Annotated in this window: 24 protein-coding genes and 1 tRNA gene; 3 read left to right on the top strand and 22 right to left on the bottom strand. The window is 44.0% G+C overall.

Annotated elements, in window-relative coordinates:
• Positions 1–214 precede the first annotated feature (214 nt).
• Positions 215–1,228: a LacI family DNA-binding transcriptional regulator gene (locus E5329_RS06615; RefSeq protein WP_135988783.1), complete on the bottom strand. Its 1,014-nt coding sequence runs from the start codon at positions 1,226–1,228 to the stop codon at positions 215–217.
• 21 nt (positions 1,229–1,249) lie between these two features.
• Positions 1,250–3,100 (bottom strand): L,D-transpeptidase family protein, encoded by a 1,851-nt coding sequence (locus tag E5329_RS06610; RefSeq protein ID WP_168356544.1) that lies wholly within the window; start codon positions 3,098–3,100, stop codon positions 1,250–1,252.
• Between the two features lie 190 nt (positions 3,101–3,290).
• Here E5329_RS06610 and E5329_RS06605 point away from each other — a divergent pair.
• Positions 3,291–3,365, top strand: a tRNA-Pro gene (locus E5329_RS06605).
• Positions 3,366–3,510: 145 nt separating this feature from the next.
• On the opposite strand, the gene E5329_RS06600 is transcribed toward E5329_RS06605, so the two are convergent.
• The 9 genes from E5329_RS06600 to E5329_RS06560 form a co-directional block, all read right to left on the bottom strand.
• On the bottom strand, positions 3,511–4,188 hold the full coding sequence (locus E5329_RS06600; RefSeq protein ID WP_135988781.1) for a phosphatase PAP2 family protein: 678 nt from the start codon (positions 4,186–4,188) through the stop codon (positions 3,511–3,513).
• A gap of 260 nt (positions 4,189–4,448) precedes the next feature.
• Entirely contained in the window at positions 4,449–5,147 is a 699-nt protein-coding gene (locus E5329_RS06595; RefSeq protein ID WP_135988780.1) for a 5'-methylthioadenosine/adenosylhomocysteine nucleosidase, read from the bottom strand.
• A 9-nt stretch (positions 5,148–5,156) separates the two neighbouring features.
• On the bottom strand, positions 5,157–5,636 hold the full coding sequence (locus tag E5329_RS06590; RefSeq protein WP_135988779.1) for an S-ribosylhomocysteine lyase: 480 nt from the start codon (positions 5,634–5,636) through the stop codon (positions 5,157–5,159).
• An 83-nt stretch (positions 5,637–5,719) separates the two neighbouring features.
• Entirely contained in the window at positions 5,720–6,361 is a 642-nt protein-coding gene (locus E5329_RS06585) for an HAD family hydrolase (protein ID WP_135988778.1), read from the bottom strand.
• A 119-nt stretch (positions 6,362–6,480) separates the two neighbouring features.
• Positions 6,481–7,377, bottom strand: a complete 897-nt coding sequence (locus E5329_RS06580; protein ID WP_168356543.1) for a helix-turn-helix domain-containing protein — start codon at positions 7,375–7,377, stop codon at positions 6,481–6,483.
• 163 nt (positions 7,378–7,540) lie between these two features.
• Positions 7,541–9,343, bottom strand: a complete 1,803-nt coding sequence (gene aspS / locus E5329_RS06575; RefSeq protein WP_135988776.1) for an aspartate--tRNA ligase — start codon at positions 9,341–9,343, stop codon at positions 7,541–7,543.
• A gap of 92 nt (positions 9,344–9,435) precedes the next feature.
• A complete protein-coding gene (gene hisS, locus E5329_RS06570; RefSeq protein WP_135988775.1) occupies positions 9,436–10,698 on the bottom strand; it encodes a histidine--tRNA ligase in 1,263 nt (420 codons plus the stop codon).
• A gap of 390 nt (positions 10,699–11,088) precedes the next feature.
• Positions 11,089–13,014 carry a heavy metal translocating P-type ATPase gene (locus tag E5329_RS06565; RefSeq protein WP_135988821.1) on the bottom strand — a complete coding sequence of 642 codons (1,926 nt, stop codon included), beginning with the start codon at positions 13,012–13,014 and terminating at the stop codon, positions 11,089–11,091.
• A 204-nt stretch (positions 13,015–13,218) separates the two neighbouring features.
• Entirely contained in the window at positions 13,219–13,437 is a 219-nt protein-coding gene (locus tag E5329_RS06560; protein WP_135988774.1) for a cation transporter, read from the bottom strand.
• Between the two features lie 213 nt (positions 13,438–13,650).
• Here E5329_RS06560 and E5329_RS06555 point away from each other — a divergent pair, with 213 nt between their 5' ends.
• Positions 13,651–14,019, top strand: coding sequence for an ArsR/SmtB family transcription factor (locus E5329_RS06555; RefSeq protein ID WP_135988773.1), 369 nt, complete (start codon positions 13,651–13,653; stop codon positions 14,017–14,019).
• A gap of 10 nt (positions 14,020–14,029) precedes the next feature.
• On the top strand, positions 14,030–14,932 hold the full coding sequence (locus E5329_RS06550; protein WP_135988772.1) for a helix-turn-helix transcriptional regulator: 903 nt from the start codon (positions 14,030–14,032) through the stop codon (positions 14,930–14,932).
• A gap of 111 nt (positions 14,933–15,043) precedes the next feature.
• Here E5329_RS06550 and E5329_RS06545 read toward each other — a convergent pair whose 3' ends face one another.
• The 11 genes from E5329_RS06545 to pyrF all read right to left on the bottom strand — a co-directional run bounded on the left by E5329_RS06545 (position 15,044) and on the right by pyrF (position 23,056).
• Positions 15,044–15,520, bottom strand: coding sequence for a hypothetical protein (locus E5329_RS06545; RefSeq protein ID WP_275443080.1), 477 nt, complete (start codon positions 15,518–15,520; stop codon positions 15,044–15,046).
• A complete protein-coding gene (locus tag E5329_RS30510; protein ID WP_275443079.1) occupies positions 15,517–15,717 on the bottom strand; it encodes a hypothetical protein in 201 nt (66 codons plus the stop codon). Before E5329_RS30510 ends, E5329_RS06545 begins: the two co-directional genes overlap by 4 nt.
• Positions 15,718–15,974: 257 nt before the next feature.
• Positions 15,975–16,928 (bottom strand): glutamine-hydrolyzing GMP synthase, encoded by a 954-nt coding sequence (guaA, locus tag E5329_RS06540; RefSeq protein ID WP_408634647.1) that lies wholly within the window; start codon positions 16,926–16,928, stop codon positions 15,975–15,977.
• A gap of 125 nt (positions 16,929–17,053) precedes the next feature.
• Positions 17,054–18,340 carry an Ig-like domain-containing protein gene (locus E5329_RS06535; protein WP_135988770.1) on the bottom strand — a complete coding sequence of 429 codons (1,287 nt, stop codon included), beginning with the start codon at positions 18,338–18,340 and terminating at the stop codon, positions 17,054–17,056.
• Between the two features lie 63 nt (positions 18,341–18,403).
• Complete coding sequence (locus E5329_RS06530; protein WP_135988769.1) at positions 18,404–19,159, bottom strand: hypothetical protein; 756 nt, start codon at positions 19,157–19,159, stop codon at positions 18,404–18,406.
• 3 nt (positions 19,160–19,162) lie between these two features.
• Positions 19,163–19,342, bottom strand: coding sequence for a hypothetical protein (locus E5329_RS29650; protein WP_168356542.1), 180 nt, complete (start codon positions 19,340–19,342; stop codon positions 19,163–19,165).
• Positions 19,343–19,383: 41 nt separating this feature from the next.
• The gene (locus E5329_RS06525) at positions 19,384–19,680 is read right to left on the bottom strand and encodes a hypothetical protein (protein ID WP_135988768.1); all 297 of its coding nucleotides are present in this window, start codon (positions 19,678–19,680) and stop codon (positions 19,384–19,386) included.
• Between the two features lie 43 nt (positions 19,681–19,723).
• Positions 19,724–20,365: a hypothetical protein gene (locus E5329_RS06520; protein ID WP_135988767.1), complete on the bottom strand. Its 642-nt coding sequence runs from the start codon at positions 20,363–20,365 to the stop codon at positions 19,724–19,726.
• Positions 20,366–20,420: 55 nt separating this feature from the next.
• Entirely contained in the window at positions 20,421–21,323 is a 903-nt protein-coding gene (locus E5329_RS06515) for a dihydroorotate dehydrogenase (RefSeq protein WP_135988766.1), read from the bottom strand.
• Positions 21,323–22,090 carry a dihydroorotate dehydrogenase electron transfer subunit gene (locus tag E5329_RS06510; protein ID WP_135988765.1) on the bottom strand — a complete coding sequence of 256 codons (768 nt, stop codon included), beginning with the start codon at positions 22,088–22,090 and terminating at the stop codon, positions 21,323–21,325. Before E5329_RS06510 ends, E5329_RS06515 begins: the two co-directional genes overlap by 1 nt.
• A gap of 36 nt (positions 22,091–22,126) precedes the next feature.
• Positions 22,127–23,056 (bottom strand): orotidine-5'-phosphate decarboxylase, encoded by a 930-nt coding sequence (gene pyrF, locus E5329_RS06505; RefSeq protein WP_135988764.1) that lies wholly within the window; start codon positions 23,054–23,056, stop codon positions 22,127–22,129.
• Between the last annotated feature and the right edge of the window lie 25 nt (positions 23,057–23,081).

Genomic DNA, 23,081 nt, shown 5'->3' with positions numbered 1-23,081 from the left:
TTGTATGTCCTCCTAATAGATTAAATTTCAAATCATACTATAAGATAGACAGCCGGAAAACAAGGCTTTCTTTTTGCGCCTAAAAATAAATATAAAACCCAAAATAAGAATATCCCGCGGAAAGCTTCGTGCTATAAAGCACAAAATTCCACAGGATATTCTTATTTTTTCTTTAGAAAGTTAAAAATCGGTATTAACCGACAGCTCTTCCACACTATTTTGTAGATTCCTTCAAAATCACTTCATATCCTAACAATGTGCGCATCTTCACCTGATTTCCCTCAATGATTTCCAGTAACGTTTTGCAAGCTACATTTCCAAGCTCCCTGGCGTCAAAGTAAAGGGATGTGATCGAAGGAAGGTTATTTTCCAAAATGGAACTGTCATAAAAAGAAGCCACCTTCATCTCCTTTGGGACGCTGATGCTTTCTTTTCTCAGTTTATTCAAAACATGGATGCACACTGCATCATCCAGACATACAATACAGTCTACCCCATTTTCCAACAGCTTTTCCACGCCCAATTCTATCATCATATCCTTTTCCACATTTACATGGATGATACTTTTATCTATGGGCACTCCTGCCATTTTACAGGCGTCTACATACCCCTGCAGCCGGCTCTGGGTCACTACATGGGATTCAATTCCTCCTATCAGGCCTATCCTCTTCATGCCCTTCAGCAGCAGTATGGAAATCAATTCCCGGCAGGCGCTCTGATGATCATTATCCACCTGGACAACTCCCTGATAGTAGGTGCTTCCCACTGTCAGAAAGGGAATTCCCTGGGATTTCAGGTATTCAATGTGAGGATCTTTCGTAAAGGTGCGCATCAATATCACACCATCTACTTTATGATTTTCTACCATCCGCGCCAACTGGGTACAGTCATTTTCTTTTCCCATAGTAAGCAATACATCATAATCCATACTGACAGCCGTTTCCTGCACTCCAATCAGGCAGGTCTGAAAAAAAGGCAAATCCACCACCGTATAGTCCTCCGGCAGCAGAATTCCAATATTAAAGGTCTTCAGCTGGGCAAGCCCTTTGGCAAGAACATTGGGCTTATAATTATGCTCCTGTATATACTCAAGAACCCTCTCTTTTGTCTCGCTTCCAATCCTTCCCTTCCCGGAAATTGCTCTGGAAACAGTTGTTTTTGACACCCCCAGGGCTTTTGCTACATCTGTGATTGTCAGTTTCTTCTCATGTTCTTTTGTATGACCCATAACATCACCCCACCGTTACTGTTACGTTTCTTCTTTTTCCTTGTCTTCTTTCTTCAGTTCCTGAATTTTCTTCTCTGCATCGGTCAGCACATTGTAATTCCCCACCTTCGCCCTGGCCGCTTCTGACAGGCTGTTGTACTGTTTCCTTATGTTCTCTATGGTTCCTTTCATATCTAAGGTAATTTCCTGTCCCGCCAGCTGATTGATGGCGTCAATTACAGGCTGGGCTTCCGCCTGGGCCTGCTGATCTGCTGCCGCTTCTGCTTCCAACTGCGCAATTCTGGCTTCCGCCGCCTCCAGCGTGCCATAGTTGCTGACATAGCCTTTGGCTGTTCCATCCAGCCCATTGTACTGATTTCTGGCATTTACAACGGCGTCCCTGCTCTCTAAAGTAACATCGCCCAGACTGTCAATCAGCTGTATGACCACTGCTGCTGCATCCTGTGCCTTTGCTTTCGCGCTTTCTGTTCCGGACAGTTGATACACCAGCACGGCACAGCCTGCTTCAATATTATCAAACAAGGTTTGAGCAGCGCTGTAGGGCATATTGACACAGCCGTGAGAGCCATTCCGTTTATAATAATTTCCGCCGAAATCCCTGCGCCAGTTGGCGTCATGGAAGCCTACGCCTCCGTTAAAAGGCATCCAGAAGGATACGGGCGTAGCATATCCCTCACCTCTTAAGGTCTTATCCCGCTGCTTATAATACAGGCCAAAGGCTCCGGGCGGCGTGCTCCATCCCTTTGCATCATTTCCGGATACAAAATCTGTCTCCAGCACCAACGTCCCGTCTTTATAATAGTACATATGCTGGGCTGTCAGATTTACTTCCACATAAGTATTTCCATAATCATTGCCTGCTCTGCTATTGGCCGTCTGGGAATAGGCCGGTTCTTTGGTCACGGTTTCTCCTTGCTTGATGTGCTGTTTTAATGCCTCCGCTTCTGCTTCCTGATCCATTTTCCATCCATAATCCCCGCCGCTTACCGTTACCTCTGTTCCGTAAGAAGATTTCAGAGACTTGGATCTGCCTGCAGTATTATATGTATCTGCAAGATTCGAAATATATTCTTCAATTTTTTCCTGAGAAATCTTTGCCTTGTACTTTTTCGTTGCCGAAATCCACTGATGAATGGTTGTTCCGTTCAGAACTTCTTTCTTATCTCCAAAATCATAGGTTACCGAAGTCTGTACATATTTATTCATGGTTTCCGCCAGCTTCACTACCTCTTCCGATTCGCTGGTGTATTCCGGCTTCACGTAACATTCTTCTTCTGCCAGGGAAATCCGTTCCTGCAGATTCAGCACAGATTTCTCCAGCGCTTCATAAAATTTCTCTTCATCTACGACAGTTCCTTCCTGCTCCGGAATAATGGTGTATCCGTTCTTCTCGGAATACTCTGAAAGAACCGCATTTTCTTCCTTCTGCATCTGAGACTCATCCATAATTTCCAGTTTCTCTGCCTCCTGATGCAAAGCCTCTTTGTCATATTCTACCATAGTGTCTACTTCTATTTCAGAAGGCTGAAAGAGAGAAACCGGCCAGAAAAATTCCTTCTGGTTCTTCAATTCTATCTCCAGCCTGCCGTCAAATACCGGTTTCAGGCTGATTGCAGTTCCCTCGATAATTTCTGTTTTTCCTTCTCTCGGCTCTAATTCAATCTGATATCCGTCAATTTCCTGTGTAATCAGCCGTTCCACTGCCTTTATCGTTTTGCCGGATGCTGAAACGCCATTGATTATGGTTCCCGGAAGAAAGTGTTTGCTGAAAAACACTGCGATTCCCAGATACGCCGTTACCAGCGCCAGAAAAATAAATCCGGCTATCATCAGTCCTTTTTGTTTCCTGTTGTTTTTCTTTGCTGTACTCATATATTCTGCCTCTCTCATTATTCTGTCTCTTTCTTGTTTTTCTTATGTGTAAAGTCCCTGTAACAGACGGAATTTTCAAACACACCCTAAGTATCATTATAGTTCTATTTTTCATAAAGTCAATTGATTTCAATATTCAAAATTTAACAGTTGATTTTTCTTTTTTCCTGTGTTATAATGGATAAGTATTCGGGGTATGGCTCAGCTTGGCTAGAGCGCACGGCTGGGGGCCGTGAGGTCGCAGGTTCGAATCCTGTTACCCCGATTCTTTTATTTCATGCGGTACAGCATGACTGTTCAGAACCGTCTGGAACAATAGCAGTTTAGCTGCTGCAGTTTCAGACGGTTTTTACACTAGTGAATAAAAGGAACCTCTGCCGTATCAAAATACTTCAGAAGTCCCCTCCGTTCTAACCATTTATTTCCGGATACCGGCGGTACACACGTTTCCTGCCGGCCAGCAATTCTCCGCCGTACACCAGAGTATACATCACAATTGCCATAATGCATCCGGTAATCACATCAAAAACAGAATGCTGCTTCAAAAACATCGTGGATGCAATAATAGACATCATAAGCACAAAAGATATCCTTCGAATCCACTTTTTTTCCTTCAGCTTCTCACTGTGCATAATGGAAAGATGCACTCCGATGGAATTATACACATGAATGCTGGGAAACAAATTCGTTGGCGTATCCACCATATACAGTCCCTTCACCAGTGTGACAAAAATATTATCCCGCTCAAATACCCGGGGACGCAGATAATGTCCATGTGGATAAACCGTAGACGCCACTAGAAATACTGTCATACCTACAAACAGGAAAATACAGAGCTTATAATAGTCTTGCACATCCTGAAAGAAAAAATATGCAATTGCCAACGCCACATAGCCGAACCACAGAAGATAGGGTACCACAAATACCTCTATAAATGGAATATAATCATCAATCGGCATATGTATCACATGAAACCGCCTGGTGACCGTCTGCTCCAGATATGCAAACCATGCCAGATAAATCAACAAATAGGATAAAATCCATCCATGCCGATAACGATACAAAAAATCTTTCAATGTCACTTTCATGAAACCCACCCTTTTACTTTCATATCTATCTTAATATCTCACTGGATTATAGCACAGGAAATCATCGGAAACAATGAATTTTTGCCGAATTAAGAAATTCTTATAAATTCTGACGGAAAATATTGGAAATAAAAAGAAGGAACACAGCACTTTTCTGCATTCCTTCCTGATTTTATACGCCTGATTTCCTGCTATCCTTCTTGTAAAGCATAGAAAAACAACGATACTCAAGCGCATCTTGTTCCATTCGTCCCATTTCACTAAATTTCCGGCAGCATATGTTCTACCAGCTTGGCGGAATGGGCTGCCGCCGCCTTTTCAAAAGAGGGATAGTCCATCTGGGCACTGTCATCCGCTTTATCAGAAATCGCACGGATAATGACAAAAGGCACGTGATTCAAATAGGCGGTATGGGCAATGGAAGCGCCCTCCATTTCCACACAAAATCCCTGGAAATTCCGAATAATTCCTTCTTTTACCTGCTTATCGCTGATAAACTGATCTCCGCTGACAATTCTTCCCCGGTAAACACTGATTTCAGGATTCACTTCCTTACAGCAGGATACCGCAAGCTGAGAAAGATGCTGATCTGCCCGAAATGCCAGACATCCCATCTGGGGCACCTCCCCCAAAGGATAGCCGAAGACCCGTACATCCATATCATGATGAAGAGCGTCGGTAGACACCACAATATCCCCAATATTGATTTCATTTTTCAAAGATCCTGCAACGCCTGTATTGATGATATGAGATACCTCAAAGAGATCACACAAAATCTGTGCGCAAACCGCTGCGTTTACTTTCCCGATCCCGCTTCTTACTATCACTGCCTGAGTGTTATTTAATGTTCCCTCCAGAAACTCCATAGAAGCCTTCTCTGTCTTTTGGCAAATTTCCATTTTCCCTTTCAGCGCTTCCACTTCCAGCTCCATGGCGCCGATAATTCCTACTTTTTTCATTCTCTTCTCCTATTCTGGATACGTCAGATGCTTTTCATCAATGCCATATAATGTATTCTTTAAATAACGGTCTGCAAGATAATTGGCCATTCCGAGATTCATATCCAGATAATTGCCGCAGTCTTTGGGACTGGCCCCTGGCACTTCCCCTTTATAGTCACGAATAAATTCAAACATCTCTGTCACCAGCTTCACCACATCCGCCGATTCATAATCTCCTGCCAGAAGAAGGTAAAAGCCTGTCCGGCAACCCATAGGGCCGAAGTACACAATCTTCTCTTTATACTCTGGATCGTTACGCAGATAGGTAGCTGCCAGATGCTCTATGGTATGTACCTCTGCCGTATTCATCACTGGTTCGTCATTCGGCGACGTCATCCGCAAATCAAAGGTCGTTACTGCTTCACTGCCGATATAATCCTTCCGGGACACATAGATTCCCGGCTCTAATTTTATATGATCTATGGTAAAACTTGCTATCTTTTCCATTCTGCACTCCATTCCGTACGCTCATTTGCGCCATTCAATCCTTATACTGCCAACCGCTGCATCCTCCTGTGCCTTCCCCTGCGTTACTCCCCCAGGATCTCTTCCACTAAAACTGGAAGCTGGGACAATTCCGTGATATAAGGCACTTTTTCCTGAACTGCTCCATATCCGGTTCTGGCATGGATAAAAGGAACTTCCGCCTCTACTGCAGCGTAATAATCTCCCTGGATGTCCCCTACATAAATAGACTGCTCCAGTTGATTCCGTTCTATCACAGTGCGGATGTTGCGTCCTTTCTCTCTGCCTGTCCTGCCAAAGGACTCAAAATCATCAAAATATTTCTCCAGTTTGTGATATTCCAGAAAAACTTCAATGTACCCTGCCTGACAATTGCTTACAATAAACAGATGATACCCCTTGTCCTTTAAATTCTGAAGGGTCTCCTCCAGTCCCGGCATCAGTGTTCCTCCATGGCTTCTGATATATTCATTCTCTCTCTTACAGCAGTAAGTCAGCATTTCCCGCCGTTCTTTCAACGGAAATTCGGAAAAAAGTATGTCTGCAATCTCGTACATACTCTTCCCCATTACTTCCTGAATCATATCTGCTGTAATTACTTTCTCTATATCAAAATGCTCTTCTAAAGCCTTTTCCCAAGATGCCGCTACTCCTTCAGATGAATCCCATAGAGTTCCATCCAAATCAAATATAATACCTTTCTTCATTTCTCCTCCTTTGGCGCCAGCCATCTATCTAAACATTCTGACCTATTCTATCACGTTTTCTGTCTAAAGTCCATATGGCATCCGTCCTAAAAAAGAAAATACAGCAGATATTACAGACTTTATGCTCTTTTTCCATTCAAAATCAGCGCAGCCATTCCGCAAAACATTCCGCCCACCGGAAATGCCACCCAGCAAATATCCCACAAATCAAAGACAAACCCGCCCACAAAAAACAGAATTGTCGCCAGAATCATAATGCATCCGCACCATACGCCGATTTGGGGGTCGCGTTTTTTCAATTCCTCTTCCAGAAGATTTTCCTTATTATAACCGGCCACGTCATATTTGGCCTTTCCAAGCCCGGTATGCACCAGCAGCCCGATGCCCAAGGCTGCCAAAAACAGGAATATCCCATCATAAAATTCCTCTTTCATTCCTGCCCTCATGGGCAGCTCAGCGCCGTTCATTGCAATTAACAAGCCTATCAGAATCATTCCCAGGCCTGCTGCAATCCGGTGGGGAAATTTCTCCGCAAATTTATCTTTTTCCTCTTTTGTATAGAAATCACCAATTATCGAATGGTTTTTCCGGTAAATTTCATCCTGAATCCCCGCTGTCACAAGAATCAGAACTGCAGCAATTATGATAGAAAAGAATAATGTATTCATGAACGCCTCCGGCGTTCTTCCAAATCCCTCCAGCAGCTCATACGCTGCCGGCGCAAAGATCAGGGCTGCTACCCCCACAGAAATGCTTCTTCTGCGCTTTTCCATATGGTTTTCATATCCCTGGCTGTCAAAGACTTCCAGTTCCGCCGCATTTTTCCGAAGCAGCGTGTCCATATCACAGGAAAAGAAATCACAGAGCTGCAGAATCTTTTCCATTTCCGGATAAGTGATTCCGGCCTCCCATTTTGAAATAGTCTGGCGGGACACATCAAACTGTTCTGCAAACTGCTCCTGGGTCATACTTTTCTGTTTTCTGTAAAATTGCAGGTTTTCTCCAAATACACTCATTTTCATTCACCTTTCTTCTATGACGCCTTTCGGCTTTTTCCTTCTGCGCTTCCGGTGAACTTATCGTACAATAACACCCATGTAAAGTCTGCATCTTTCCTGTTGCTTTTGGAGATTTTGATGTAAAGCTGCGGTTGCATTGGGCTGATTTGGGACTGATTTCCTATTCTTCCCCAGCCGTTTCTTCCTTCGTAATGGCCAAGGCCAGTTCTTCCAGCTGTTTCTCCTCCACAGCTCCCGGCGCAGCCGTCATCAGACAGGAAGCATCCTTCACCTTGGGGAATGCAATCACATCACGGATGGAGTCGCACTGCATCATCAGCATCACCATACGGTCCAACCCATAGGCAAGCCCTGCATGAGGGGGAACTCCATATTTAAACGCATCCAGCAAAAATCCAAACTGCTCATAGGCACGCTCTTTGGTAAAGCCCAGCGCCTCCAGCATTTTTTCCTGAATATCATTCTGATGGATACGGACAGAACCGCCGCCCAACTCTGTGCCATTCAGCACAATATCGTATGCCTTGGCGCGCACTGCCCCCGGATCAGAGTCAATTTTATCCCAGTCCTCTTCCATAGGCATGGTAAAGGGATGATGCATCGCCATAAAACGATTCTCTTCCTCAGACCACTCCAGCAGCGGGAATTCCGTCACCCACAGGAAATTATACTGATTTTTGTCCATCAGGCCCAATTCTCTGGCAAGTTCCAGACGAAGGGCGCCTAACACATCCCAGACTATTTTATTCTTATCTGCAGCAAACAGCAGTAAATCCCCCGGCTCTCCCTGCATCTTTTCCACCAGAGATTTTAACTCTTCCTCTGTCATAAATTTTGCAAAAGAGGACTTATAGGAACCGTCTTCATTGACTGCAAGGTAAGCCAGCCCTTTGGCTCCATATCCCTTGGCAAACTCCACCAGCTTGTCAATTTTTTTCCGGGGCATAGCGCCCTGTCCTTTGGCATTGATTCCCCGGACAGAACCGCCCTGGTCTAAAGCTGTGGTAAATACACCGAATCCACAGCCTTTTACAACTTCCGAAACATCTGCAAGCTCCATGCCGAAACGGGTATCCGGCTTGTCGCTGCCATAACGATCCATCGCTTCCTGCCAGCTCATTCGGGGAATGGGCAGAGCAATCTCTATGCCAATGGCTTCTTTAAATACATATTGCAGCAGCCGTTCATTGACATCAATCACATCATCCACATCTACAAAAGACAGCTCCATATCCGCCTGGGTAAATTCCGGCTGGCGGTCTGCCCGCAAATCCTCGTCCCGGAAACACCTTGCAATCTGGAAATACCGATCATAACCAGAGCACATCAAAAGCTGCTTAAACAACTGGGGAGACTGGGGCAGGGCATAAAACGTTCCCGGATGCACCCGGCTGGGCACCAGATAATCCCTGGCCCCCTCCGGTGTGGATTTGGTGAGAATCGGCGTCTCAATTTCCAGAAATCCTTCCTGCTCCATAAAATTGCGCAAAAGCATTGCCACCTTGCTTTTCATCATCATATTCCGCTGAATGTCCGGCCTGCGCAAATCCAGATACCGGTAACGAAGCCGCATATCCTCTTTGGTCTGGGAATTTTCTTCAATTGGGAACGGCGGCGTTTCGGATTCTGACAAAATGCGGATGCTTTCTGCAATCACTTCAATATCTCCGGTTTTCAGATTCTCATTCACCGCTGCCGACCTTTTTTCCACGGTTCCTGTTACTGCTATTACAAATTCGCTCCGCAGAGCTTCTGCCTTGGCAAAGCCTTCGCTTCCCACCTTGGGCTCGTCAAATACGATCTGAAGCAGGCCGGACCGATCCCGCAAATCTATAAAAATCAAACTTCCTAAATTTCTCCTCTTCTGTACCCAACCCATAACCGTTACCTGCTGGCCGATGTTGCTGTTTGAAACTTCTGTGCATCTGTGGGTTCTGTGCAGTCCTTTCATTGACTCTGCCATAATTCTTCCTCCTAAAATTAATTTGTCTTTTCTCTTATACTATAAATATCAAAATCCCTCTCTAATGTAATAAGAAACCTTTTCTCTTATCCTTATTCCCTATTAAAAAATTCCTTGATTTCCGTATACCCTTCCGCTGTCAGCTTTTCCTTCTGGAATTTCTTATTCTTATTCATCCGGGCCACCAACACCTGCTTTCCGGCTTTCCGCTGTTCCTGGGCCTGGGCAATCACCTGGGCCAGCTTCTCTCCCGGATAATTTTTCTCGATCAGATAGACAATTCGCTCTGACTGACCGGGCACCTGGAATCCGCTTTCCAAAAGCAGCAGGATAATCCGCTCAAACCCAATAGAAAATCCGCATGCAGGCACGTCATTTCCAGTAAATTTGCCGATCATCTTATCATAACGCCCGCCTCCGCCGCAGCTTCCGCCAAATTCCGGCATGGCAATCTCAAAAATTGTCCCGGTATAATAAGACATACCCCGCACCAGCGTAGGGTCAAAAACCAAATCAAATTCCGCCTCTTTGGTGTCATTTATGCATGCCGCAATCTCTTTTAGATTGTCCGCCGCATCCTTTTCCAGAAAATTCCCCAGCTTCTCGGCCAGATAGGAAACGCCCTCTGCCACATCTTCTTTCCCCTGAATATTCTGAAACAGTTCCAGATATTTTTCTATGGATGCCTTTTCAAATCCGCTCTTTTCCAATTCTTCTGCAACCCCATTAAGGCCGATCTTGTCCATCTTATCTAAAATAATGAAAACTGTATCGTAAGAATCCTCAGAAAATCCACTGTAAGCTGCCATAGCTTTCAAAATTCGCCTTTCATTGATACGAATCTGGAAATTTTTGAAGCCTAACCTGCCAATTGTGGTGGTGGTTGCAAGAATCAATTCAATTTCTGCAAGATTGCTGGGTTCTCCCAGGATATCAATGTCGCATTGCATAAACTGACGGTATCTGCCCCGCTGGGGACGATCTGCCCGCCAGACATTTCCCATCTGCAATGCTTTAAAGGGCGCAGGCAGATTGTTGGAATTGTTGGAATAAAACCTTGCCAAAGGCACAGTCAAATCGTAGCGCATTCCGTAATCCACCACATCATTTTCCGTCTGGGCTGTTTCCAGTTTCAGCTTTTCTCCTCTTTTGAGCACCTTGAAAATCAGTTTCTCATTTTCTCCCCCCTGCTTATTGCTGAGATTTCCAATGTTTTCCATGCAGGGGGTCTCGATGGGAGTGAACCCAAAACTGCGGTAAGTGTCTTTGATTACATTCATTACATAATCCCGGATCTGCATTTCTTCCGGTAAAATATCTTTCATGCCGTTTACAGGCTTTTTTGCCAATGCCATTTTCACTTCCTCCTTCATTTTGCTGCCGTCTGATACAAACAGACTTTTCCTTTTGCCGCTGCTGATGCAGACGCAATCGTTTTTCTGCTGTTGATACAGGCATAGTTCTGCCGTCTTTTTCTTGCATTTACAGACTATTATAACTTTTGGCAATACGCTGTGTCAATCATTTTTGCCAGGCGGCCATGGAAAAAGGCGCTAACGATTATTTCCCGTTAACGCCTTTAAATTGGCATAATTCACACTAAATATTACTTTGGCGGTTAAATGTCGATGGAGCAATACCTTCATATTGGCGTAATGCAGCAAGCAGATCTACCGTGTCAAAAGTATTTTACATCCTATTTTTCTGCACATTTCTAATTGATAATAGCATGAATTCTTCATTAGTTACAGCTTTTTTACAAACAAACAGCGGATCGCATTCAGTACCGCAAGAATCATAACGCCTACATCTGCAAAAATAGCCAGATACATATTTGCGATTCCCACAGCTCCTAAAGCAAGGCAGGCAAATTTCACCACAAGCGCCATTGAAATATTCTGGTAAACAATCCGCAGACATTTCCTTGAAATTTTGATTGCCTTTGCAATCTTAATCGGATCATCATCCATCAGAACAATGTCTGCCGCTTCGATTGCTGCATCCGAACCCATTGCGCCCATGGCAATCCCAATGTCCGCTCTGGAAAGCACAGGTGCATCATTGACGCCGTCGCCCACAAATGCCAGCTTTCCTTTGCCTGACTTCACCTGCAGAAGTTCTTCTACTTTTTCCACCTTGTCAGCCGGAAGAAGCTCGCTGTAAACCTCGTCAATTCCAAGGGAGGCAGCAACCTGGTCTGCCACTTTCTTTGCATCCCCGGTCAGCATAACTGATCTTTCTACCCCGGCTTTCTTTAATTCCGCAATCGCCGCCTTGGAATGAGGTTTTATAATATCGGAAATCACGATATGCCCCGCATATTTCCCGCCTATTGCCATGTGAATAATCGTACCTGTCTGATGACAGTCCTGATACGGAATGTTTAAGTGCTTCATCAATTTGTCATTGCCGGCGGCAACCTCCATACCGTCTACTTTTGCAGTCACGCCATTTCCGCTGATCTCCTGTATATCCCTTACACGGGTTCTGTCAATTTCTTTTCCATATGCCCGCTGTAAGCTCTTGCTGATTGGATGGGAAGAAGCGCTCTCCGCAAGAGCCGCATATTCTAACAGTTTTTCATTCTCGATGGTAGAGTGATGAATCCCATTTACTTCAAAGACGCCCTTTGTCATCGTTCCAGTTTTGTCAAAAACAACATACCTGGTCTGCGAGAGGATTTCCAGATAGTTGGACCCCTTTACCAGCACCCCCTCTTTGCTTGCGCCTCCAATTCCCGCAAAGAAACTTAATGGAATACTGATTACTAAGGCACAAGGGCAGCTGATTACAAGGAACGTCAATGCCCGGTAAATCCAGACGCCCCAGTCTGCAGACAGTCCCATAAAAAGCATTCTGACAACTGGGGGAAGCAGCGCCAGCGCCAATGCCGCATAGCAGACAGCCGGAGTATAGACTTTCGCAAACTTTGAAATAAAATCCTCTGATTTTGATTTGCGGGAGCTTGCATTTTCCACCAAATCCAAAATCTTAGAAACCGTAGATTCTCCGAATTCCTTTGTGGTCTGTATCTTCAATACTCCTGTCATACTGATACATCCGCTGATTACTTCATCACCGACTTTTGCCTCCCTCGGCAGACTTTCCCCGGTCAATGCGCTGGCGTTCAGACTGGAAGCGCCCTCGACAATCATCCCGTCAATCGGCACTTTCTCCCCAGGCTGTACAACAATCATGCTGCCAATCTCCACTTCATCCGGATCAACCTGCTCTAATTTCCCATTTCTCTCAACATTTGCATAATCAGGACGAATGTCCATCAGATTACTGATATTACGGCGGCTCTTGCCCACCGCATAGCCCTGAAACCATTCCCCAATCTGGTAAAACAGCATGACGGCAATCGCTTCCAAATAATCACCGTTCTCATAAATAGCCAGCGCCATCGCCCCGATGGTAGCCACTGCCATCAGAAAACTCTCGTCAAATACCTGACGGTTTCTGATTCCTTTTGCCGCTTTCCTTAAAATGTCATATCCGATAATAAAATAATTAATCAAATAGCATGCAAAACGAATCCACCTTCCTGCGAACGGAAATAAATATTTGTCAGCGGTATCAAACATCTCTGCGGAAACAAACTGGAGCGCCAGTAAAATTCCGGCACTGAGCAAAATACGGATCATCATAACCCTTTGTTTTTTTGTCATGCCATCCTTACGGCTGCCGACAGAAATAAGAAGTACAGCAGCCATTATTATAACAACTGTCAGCAATATGCTGATTACGAATTCCTGCATGGTAAAATCTCCTTTCAAAATATACTTAATTGTTTAATCCTTTCTGTTAAAAAAGACACCCCAAAACTGCAGCTGAGCATTTTCAGGGTGTCAATGTGTCTGGGCAGCTCTGGCTTACAGGAAAATCTCACAGTCCGGCTCCACTTTCTTGCAGGCATCCAGCACGTTCTTCATAACGTCTTTCGGCTCCCGCCCCTCGCCAAATTCCACAATCATCTTCTGAGTCATGAAATTGACTGTTGCGCTCTGGACACCCGCTGTTTTACGGGCTGCATCCTCCATCAGATTTGCACAGTTGGCACAGTCTACCTCGATTTTGTAAGTCTTTTTCATTGTAACGTCCTCCTTGTTATTTTAAAATTCAGCGATTAAGTACTTGTTTAATCATCATGGCCGTAGTATAATACAGAGAAAGGCCCGCGTCAATACCCCTCGGGCATTCCTTCCCAAATGGGCGAAAAGTATTTCCGTTTGGGCGAAATGCACATCAAACGCTGTCACGCTTTGCAAGCCAGCTTATTGAATGAAAAAGAAAGGAAAAACAATATGGAAAATATAAAATTACCACACCAACATGGAGAAGGACCGCAAACCGCACGAATCCAGAAACAATTAGACCAGGTAGACTATTTTCAAACCGTAGCGGAAGTCTTCAAACAGCTTGGCGATACCACCAGAATCCGAATTTTCTGGCTCCTATGCCACCAGGAAGAATGTGTCCTCAATATATCAGCCATGCTTCATATGTCAAGCCCGGCCGTTTCACATCATCTCAGACCATTGAAAAACAGCGGTCTGATTATTTGCCGACGTGAAGGAAAAGAAGTATATTACCGTGCCGCAGATACGGAACAAGGACGTCTGCTGCATCAGATGATTGAGCAGGTTATGGAAATCACCTGCCCTAAATTGTGAGGTGTGTCTTATGAATGAGGAATTGATAAAAATACAAAAAGATGTGGAAAGATTTCATCAAAAAGCGGGAAATGCTGTCATTCCCCTTTATCCTGGTATAGAGTTATGTTATCTTGCTTTTTCGACTGATTCTTTTTCTGTGCAGCATAAGGCTATCTCACACATTATTCAGATTAACTACTGCAAAGCCGGACAGATTATTTGGGAAATGAATAACGGAAGCCGCATCTACCTGAATCCGGGAGATTTCTCCCTGCATACTATGAATGCCTGTACGGATTCTGTACTCACTTTTCCAAATGGTATGTATCAGGGACTCAGCATCTATATTGACTTGCAGGAAGCCTCTGACAATCCGCCCGAATTAATAAAAAACTTTGGTATTTTTGAAACCATATTACCTGAAAAATTCTGCAAAGATGACAGTCCTGCCTTTCTTGCCGGAAATGAACAGACAGAAAGTATTTTTTCTGCATTTTATAACCAGCCTGAAACACTTATGCTTCCATACCAAAAAATCAAAATTTTGGAATTGTTACTTTACCTTGCCAAAATGGAGTTTACTCCCCAAAACAAGCTGGCGGAATATCAATTCGAGCTGACGGAAACGATCCGGAAAATTCATGACCAGCTTTTGCAGCACATGGAGCAGAGAATTACCATAGAGGAGCTCTCCAAACAATACCTCATCAATCCAACAACTTTGAAAAATGCTTTTAAGTCCGTCTATGGAACCTCCATTGCGGCACATATCAAGGAACACCGTATGCGGCAGGCTGCCCGTATGTTAATAGAATCTAATCGGAATATCGCAGAGATTGCACAAGCTGTCGGCTATGATAGTCAAAGTAAGTTTGCCACTGCATTTAAATCATATTTTAAAGTTCTTCCCAGAGAATATCGAAAAAAATAATTTAAGGCTTCTGCGGGAAAAACGTGGAAAACTTACAAGGACTGCTTGAGCTGCTCCAGGCAAACAGTTATAAAATCAAAGGCGGGACTTTGGAGAGAACATTGTCAAACATTATTCAAGGAAAAGCCGGAACTTTTTCAGGCTTTCAAAGAAAGCCGCTTTGCTTCCCGTCTTTAAATCCGCAAAAGTCTTATCCAGCTTCTGATCTTTTACGTTTTTCTCCACATATTTCTCCGACTGCTTTTCATAATTGTCGACCAGCAAGGGATTCTTCTTTACCGCATCTGCATACCAGTTTGTAAGGTATTTCAATGCACTAAGTCCGCCGTCATCGTTTTTCCCAATCTTTTGGTACTCTGCATATGCGTCCTGATCCATGGTCCGCATCATATCAAGCGCACTCGTAGTCCTTACAAGTCCGCTTCCATGCCCTAAATACCTTCCTTTCGCCACTCCGTAGCCCATATTGCCGCTGCTGTCTGCTTTTCCCGCACTTGCCAGTTTCGCAATGGAGTTCATTGCCTCCAGAAATGATTTCCTGCTTTCCTCCGGAACAAAGTTCTCCGCCGCATATTCTGCCTTCTTCATGCCGAGCAAGATATTCGCCTGCCGTCCTCCTCTGTCATGGAACCACTGTTCCCTATAAGAAAATTCTGACGGATGATGTCATACACAAATCCCTGCTCCTCTTTGTCGCAGTTCTCCAATGCAGACGCAACAGGAAGAACCTGACGCAAAAACAGTTCGGCGAACAGAGATACCCCGAACTGGACACCAGCCAGCATTAGACAAAGACGCCTTCCCAAGAAATGAGCGATTGCCTCGTCAAGAAATTTGAAAAGAAATTGAAGAAAATGCAATACGAAAAACCTTGCTGATATTCAGTTTTCAATTCTGAAAATCAGTAAGGTTTCCTCATGCGCTGTATTGAAATATATAAATCATTCTCTGAATAAGAAAAAAGTGTTGCCAAATCGTTGCCAGTCACTAAACTATTTTGTTTACAATCAGCATAAATACTGGGTTTTCTTAATTCATCGAATTATTCCCACTCAATTGTTCCGCAAGGCTTCGGCGTCAAATCATACAAAACACGGTTCACACCTGGCACCTCTGCTGTAATTCTCTCTGTTATATGCTCCAACAGCTCAAAGGGTACATTTTCCACCGTTGCTGTCATTGCATCTACTGTATTCACTGCACGCAGGATTACTGGATAGGCAAAGGTTCTTGCACCGTCTTTCACTCCAACGGAACGGAAATCCGGCACTGCCGTAAAGTACTGCCATACTTTTCCTTCCAGCCCGTTCTTCGCAAATTCCTCGCGCAATATTGCGTCAGATTCACGTACGATTTCCAAACGTTCACGAGTAATTGCGCCAAGGCAGCGCACACCCAGTCCCGGTCCTGGAAACGGCTGACGATAAACCATGCCGTCTGGCAGTCCAAGGGCTTTCCCTACCACACGCACTTCATCTTTATACAAAAACTTCAGCGGTTCCACCAGCTCAAACTTCAGATCCTCCGGCAATCCTCCCACGTTGTGGTGAGCCTTCACGCCATCACTTTCGATGATATCCGGATAGATGGTTCCCTGCGCTAAGAATTCAATCCCTTCCTGCTTACGGGCTTCTTCCTCAAACACACGAATAAATTCCGCACCGATAATCTTACGCTTTTTCTCCGGTTCAGCCACATCTGCCAGCTTGTCCAGAAAACGGTCAACCGCATCCACATAGATTAAATTTGCATCCATCTGATTGCGGAACACCTCTATTACCTGCTCCGGCTCGCCCTTTCGCAGCAAACCATGATTCACATGCACGCAGACAAGCTGCTTTCCAATTGCTTTAATAAGAAGCGCCGCTACAACGGATGAATCCACTCCGCCTGACAATGCCAGCAGCACCTTTTTCTCACCCACCTGCCTGCGGATTGCAGCTACCTGCTCTTCAATAAACGGCTCCGCCAGGGTCGTTGTTGTGATACGCTCCATATTCTCTGGTCTCTTATTATTTTCCATAGCATACCTCCGCCTGATTAAATATGGTAACATCTTAACAAATTCAAGCAGATTCGTCAATTGATCTTTTATTGTAATTTTTTATTGTAAACATTCCCTCACCGCTGTACTATCACGTGGCAGGTAACTGTCTTATCTCCTAATGTCAATGTAATGTCGGTTTCTCCTTCCCCTACCGCTTCTACTGTGGCATATCCGCTTCCCGTTGAAAAGCTTTCCACTGTCGCCACCCGCTCATTGCCGCTTTTCCATATAGCTTCATAGTATCTTCCCGCATCGTTCGGGCTGACATAATAAGAAAGTGTTGCACTTTCATCCGGCTTCAAGCTTAAATTTCTTTCATCCAGTGTCAGTTCTGTTACCGCAGGTTTTGTTACTGTCACACGACACTTCGCTGTCACAGCGCCAATGGAAACAGAAATCTCAGCGTTCCCTTCTTTTTCTTTGCTACTCAATAAAATTGTATTATCATAATCATCCAGAAAAACATCCACAAGAGACGTATCCGAAGATTTCACAGAAATATCGTAATATTCCGTAACATTTGAGGGCACGGTACGGATTTTTAACTCTTTTTCGCTTTCGTATTCCATTTGCAAAGAAGACGCGCTCAGCGCAATCTCCTGTACCTGAGGCTTCTTCACTGTAACCTTGCAGGTAAATTTTTTCCCATGGACTTTTGCCGTGATTTTAGCAGATCCCACCCGCCTAGCGGTTACTTTTCCTTTGCTGACTTTGGCTACGGAAGAATTACTGGAAGTCCATTTGACAGAGTGTTTACAGCCGGACAATTTAAGCTTTCTGCTTTGCTTTAAATCCAGGGTAATGCTTTTTGCATTCAATCTGGGCTCTTCCACGGTCACTTTGCATTTCTTCGTCCCGGCATTTGCCTTCGCCGTAATTACTGCACTGCCCTTTTTCTTTGCTGTCACTTTTCCGCTTCCGGAAACAGATGCCACTGACTTCTTAGAAGAACTCCAGGTTACCGGCCCTGCTGCATTGCTGACCTTTAGTTTGGAGCTCTGCCCTTTTACCAGAATGATAGACGTTTTATTAATTTTCATCGGCTTTGGTGCAGGAGTCGGTTCCGGTGCAGGCGCTGGCTCTGGTGCAGGCGCTGGTTCCGGCGCCGGGGAATAATTACTGCCAAAGCATTTACTGCAGGGCGTCAACCCTCTGGACAACGCATTGGAAAGCGTAGTCAGCGTATAAGTGCCGTTCCCGCATTTGTAGGCATGATATTTGGAACCTGTGGGCGTCACATACACCATCGTCTCTGCCTGCACAATGCTGGCGTCACTATAGATTGTGCCGCTGACGGACAGTAATGCCACTGCTGCCCATATTAGAAACCTGAACTTAAATTTTTCTCGTATTTTTTCCATTTTACTCCTCCCCTTTTGTTCGTTGATGAAATGCCTTTTCTTTACATCATCTGCAATCTAAAATTACTTGTTACCAGAATAATCCGGAGCCACTAACTGTAACCCTATTGCTTGGCAGATTGGCTGAAAATCCTTTCTGTTACTGCTGCAAATTCTCAATTCATATTCACTTTTCTTCGCTTCCAGAGAAATAACGGTATCTCCTAACGTTTTACAGTTATTTCCCCGATATTCCCGAGAATTTTCTTTTGCGGCACGAAGTATTTTCAGAATCTTCTCATCCATTTCCTCCGACATCAAAATCTGCTCTGTCTCCTGTTCTGCTTCTTTCCACAAAAGACAGATATCACAATTTTCCTCACCTTTCCTACATCTGGCATTGGAAAGAACAGGCCTTCCATCTTCATATGCAATTTTTCTTTCTGCACGTACGCATTTCGTTTTATTCAGCACTTCTTCCAGATTTAGATAAAATTCATCCTGTATCAAATCCATATACAATTGAAATGTATCTTCCACTTCATCGACATCAAAATTACACATATCCAAAATATTTGCATACAATTTTGACACTCGCGACTGACTTCTCCCAAACACCTTTTCTGTAATACGTTTACCAGTCTCTCCGATATCTTTATCCACCAAGAACAGACTATACAACGTCACCAAATCATTGACAATATTTGAATAATACTCTCCTAAAACATAAGTAGTACAGTATAGTTTGTTATCTTTCAAGATTTTCTCTACTGCTTCTTTCCGTTCTTTTGAGCCGGTAATCCGATCAATTTGTATCGTTGTATCCAATAGTAAATCCATAACCTATTCCCATGCAGGCATAGTCTGCAAGCCTTCTGTTCGCAGCTTTCTGTTTAATTGAAGCAGATCCTCTTTCTGCAGCTTTTCTTCCGATATCAATAAAAATCCATCTTTTAACAACTGTACTTGCTCCCTTGAAAACATTTTATCCGCAATATTCAATCGGATAACATTTTTTAACAAAGTGCAAACCTTATTTCTGACCTCATCAAAACGTATGATTTCTATTTTTTTAAATTATCTATTTTTCCTACAACAAGCGCCGCATACTGAACCTGCATTCTCATATCTTCCGTTTCTCCCCATTCTGATAATATCTCAATTGCGCGAGCGACTATTTTCTGTGCCTCCTTCCAATCATTTGGTACACAGGAAATGATATTATTTTCCTTTTTTCTTTTGTTTTCTAAAGAAAAACGTTTATTTTTTTCACCCTTTTCCAAGAAAACCAAATCCTTCATATTATTTATTTCATTGTTCAAATCCAGAATCTGCTCTTCCAAGCTGTCCATCTTCATCATAATAGCGCTTTTGAAAAAGCTTTCCTGATCTACAAAATATGTATTATTTAATTTGTTTTGCGATATCTCCATTTTTACACTCCCTTATCTTCTGTTTCATTTCTTCCAAATGCCCAATCCAGAAGTCAATATCCTCCTCATCACAGATAAATGTAATTTCCCCATTTTCCCTGTCAGTTCCATTCAGCTTTTTCTTACATGCCATATTTACATGTGCACAATTAACACTGGAACCATCTGGCATATAATAAGCGCCAATATCATATCTCAAATCAGACAATTTGGGACTTACCGTATTCTGTTTCAGATTATAGCGCGCCATCAGTCTATCTATCTCAAATGCATCCTGAACCAGCTCAAATTTATTATATACAGCCTTTACCAGTAAATCCTCTTCTTCTTCGGATATTTCATCATCTGCTGCAGAAATTGCCATACGGATATCATCTTCCCTGAATTTTCTTTTTTCTAACTTCCATTTCAGCAAATATAGAATTTCATCATATATAATGTCCAATGTTTTTTTTTCCATTTTTTCTGCCGCTGCATTATCAATATACAAATCAAATTCATCTATAAACCCAACTGCCCAATATGCCTGCTTCTTTTTCAGTACATCTTTCATTTCCTTAATTGCATCTTCAAAATCATTCCATGGGCTGATATACCTGAAATTTTCAATCATTTTATCCTCTTTCCATAATTCCTATGCTTTTTTTCTGATATTTCCAAAAAATTTTCTACCTCACACCGCCAATCAGCTCCGTAATATCCTTTACCCCATAATGCTCCATATAATCCCGAATACCTTTGACAATCTCCATGGTGACCAAAGGATTATGGAAATTAGCTGTTCCAACAGACACAGCGGTAGCCCCGGCCAGAATCATTTCCAGCGCATCTTCTGCCGCAGCAATTCCGCCCATGCCGATAATGGGAATCTTTACTGCCTGGGCGGTCTGGTATACCATACGCACCGCAACAGGATGAATGGCAGGGCCGGAGAGCCCTCCGGTCTTATTGGCAAGGGCAAAGGTTCTTCGATGAATATCTATCTTCATGCCGGTAATAGTATTGATTAAGGAAACCGCATCTGCCCCTCCTGCTTCCGCCGCCCTTGCCATCTCAGTAATATCAGTGACATTGGGGCTTAATTTCATAATAATCGGCTGTTTGGCATATTTTTTCACTTCTTTTGTGATAGCCTCTACGGTTTTCGGATTCTGTCCAAAAGCAATGCCTCCCGCTTCCACATTAGGGCAGGAAATATTGATTTCCAGCATATCCACCGGCTGTTCTGCCAGACGCCTTACCACCTCGCAGTAATCCTCCGCGGTTCTGCCGCATACATTTACGATAATTTTTGTGTCATATTTGGTCAAAAAAGGAATATCTCGCGCCACAAACATATCAATGCCCGGATTCTGAAGTCCCACTGCATTGAGCATTCCGCCGTAGGTCTCTGCAATCCTGGGCGTGGGATTGCCCTCCCAGGGCACATTGGCAACACCTTTTGTCACCACCGCCCCCAGCTTATTCAAATCCACAAATTCCGCATATTCCGCTCCGGATCCAAAAGTTCCTGAAGCTGTCATTACGGGATTTTTCAATGTAACGCCTGCCAAATTCACTTTTGTGTTCATTAAAACTCCACCTCCTCTGCACGGAATACCGGGCCTTCCTTGCAAATCCTTTTGTTATTTACATTGGTATGGCTGTCCTTTTCTCTGGACTGACAGACGCACCCCAGACATGCGCCGATTCCGCAAGCCATCCGCTCTTCCAGAGAAACCCAGCATTCGATTTTCTTTTCCCTGGCGTAAGCTTTCACTGCCCGCAACATAGGCGCGGGCCCGCAGGCATAAATAATCTCCGCATCCAGTCCGTTTTCCCGAATGGCGTCCAGCACATTCCCCTCAACGCCAAAGCTTCCGTCTTCCGTTGCCACATACAATTTTCCCTGTCTTTTAAATTCCTTCTGCAAAAACAGGGAATCCCGATATCCCAAAATTATCTGCTTCTCACATTGCAGCTCTTTTGCCAATTGCAGCATAGGCGGAATCCCAATGCCGCCCCCAATCAAAAATGCTTTTTTCTCTTTTAGCGGAAACCCGTTGCCCAGTGGCCCTACCACCTCCAAGCTTCCTCCGGTTCTCATCTCTGACAATTCCTCAGTTCCTTTTCCTGCAACACGGTATACAATCCGAACCGCCTGATCCTCTTGGTCTATTTCACACAAACTGATGGGACGTGGCAAAAGCCTGCTCCCTTCACGGCAATACACAGACAAAAACTGCCCCGGTTTTGCCTGTCCTGCAATTTTATCTGTTTTCAGCCACATACTGTAAATTCCGCTGGAAATTTCTTCCTGACGGATAATAACTGCCTGTTCTTTAAATTTGTCTGCCATAACCTTCTCCTGAATCTAATTCTGCTGCAAAACAACTCAAAGTGCGCTCTGCAATGCTCCGTCTATATCCTTTCTCATATCTTCCACTGCCGCCCTGGACGCTTCTCCAAAGTGTTCCGGCCCGAATTTGGCATACGCTTCCTGTTTATAGGCCGCAATGATTCCTCTGGAAGAATTTACAATTGCTCCCAGACCATCCTCATTAAAAAAGTGCACCAAATCAGCCCCTTTTCCGCCCTGTGCACCGTATCCGGGCACCAGAATATAACTTTTCGGCATAATTTTTCTTAATACTTTACCCATTTCGGGATAAGTCGCCCCTACTACAGCCCCTATATAACTGTAAGATTCTCCCATACACTCTGCACTCCACTGAGCTACTTTTTCCCCTACATGCTCATACAAGGGTCTTCCGTCAATGAGCCTGTCCTGAAATTCCCCACTGGAAGGATTGGAGGTTTTCACCAGAATAAATAATCCCTTTTGTTCCTTACGGCACACTTCTGCAAAAGGTTTCACCCCATCTGTTCCCAGATAAGGATTCACCGTAATAAAATCTTCATCAAAAGGATGATATGCCTGGCTTCCCACTGTTACGGTTCCGATATGCCCTGCGGCATACGCTGCAGAAGTGGAACCGATATCTCCCCGTTTTACATCTCCGATTACCACCAGATCTTTTTCATGGCAGTAATCCACAGTCTTTTTAAAAGCCGCAAGACCGGGAATTCCAAACTGCTCATACATTGCAATTTGAGGCTTTACGGCAGGAATCAAATCCCAGGTATAATCCACAATTTCTTTGTTAAACTGCCAGATCGCTTCTGCCGCTCCCTCCAGAGTCTCTCCTTTCTCCTGAAATGCTTTTTTCTGAATATGCTCCGGAATATAATCCAACATAGGGTCCAAGCCTACCACAATGGGAGCATGCGTTTTCTGAATCTTCACTGTTAATTTGTTAATCATGTCGGTCCTCTCTTTTATTTGAATT

The sequence above is a fragment of the Petralouisia muris genome, assembly GCF_004793545.1.
In the GTDB taxonomy this organism is placed as follows: Bacteria; Bacillota; Clostridia; order Lachnospirales; family Lachnospiraceae; genus Petralouisia; species Petralouisia muris.
This window is presented reverse-complemented; position numbering and strand designations above follow the sequence as displayed.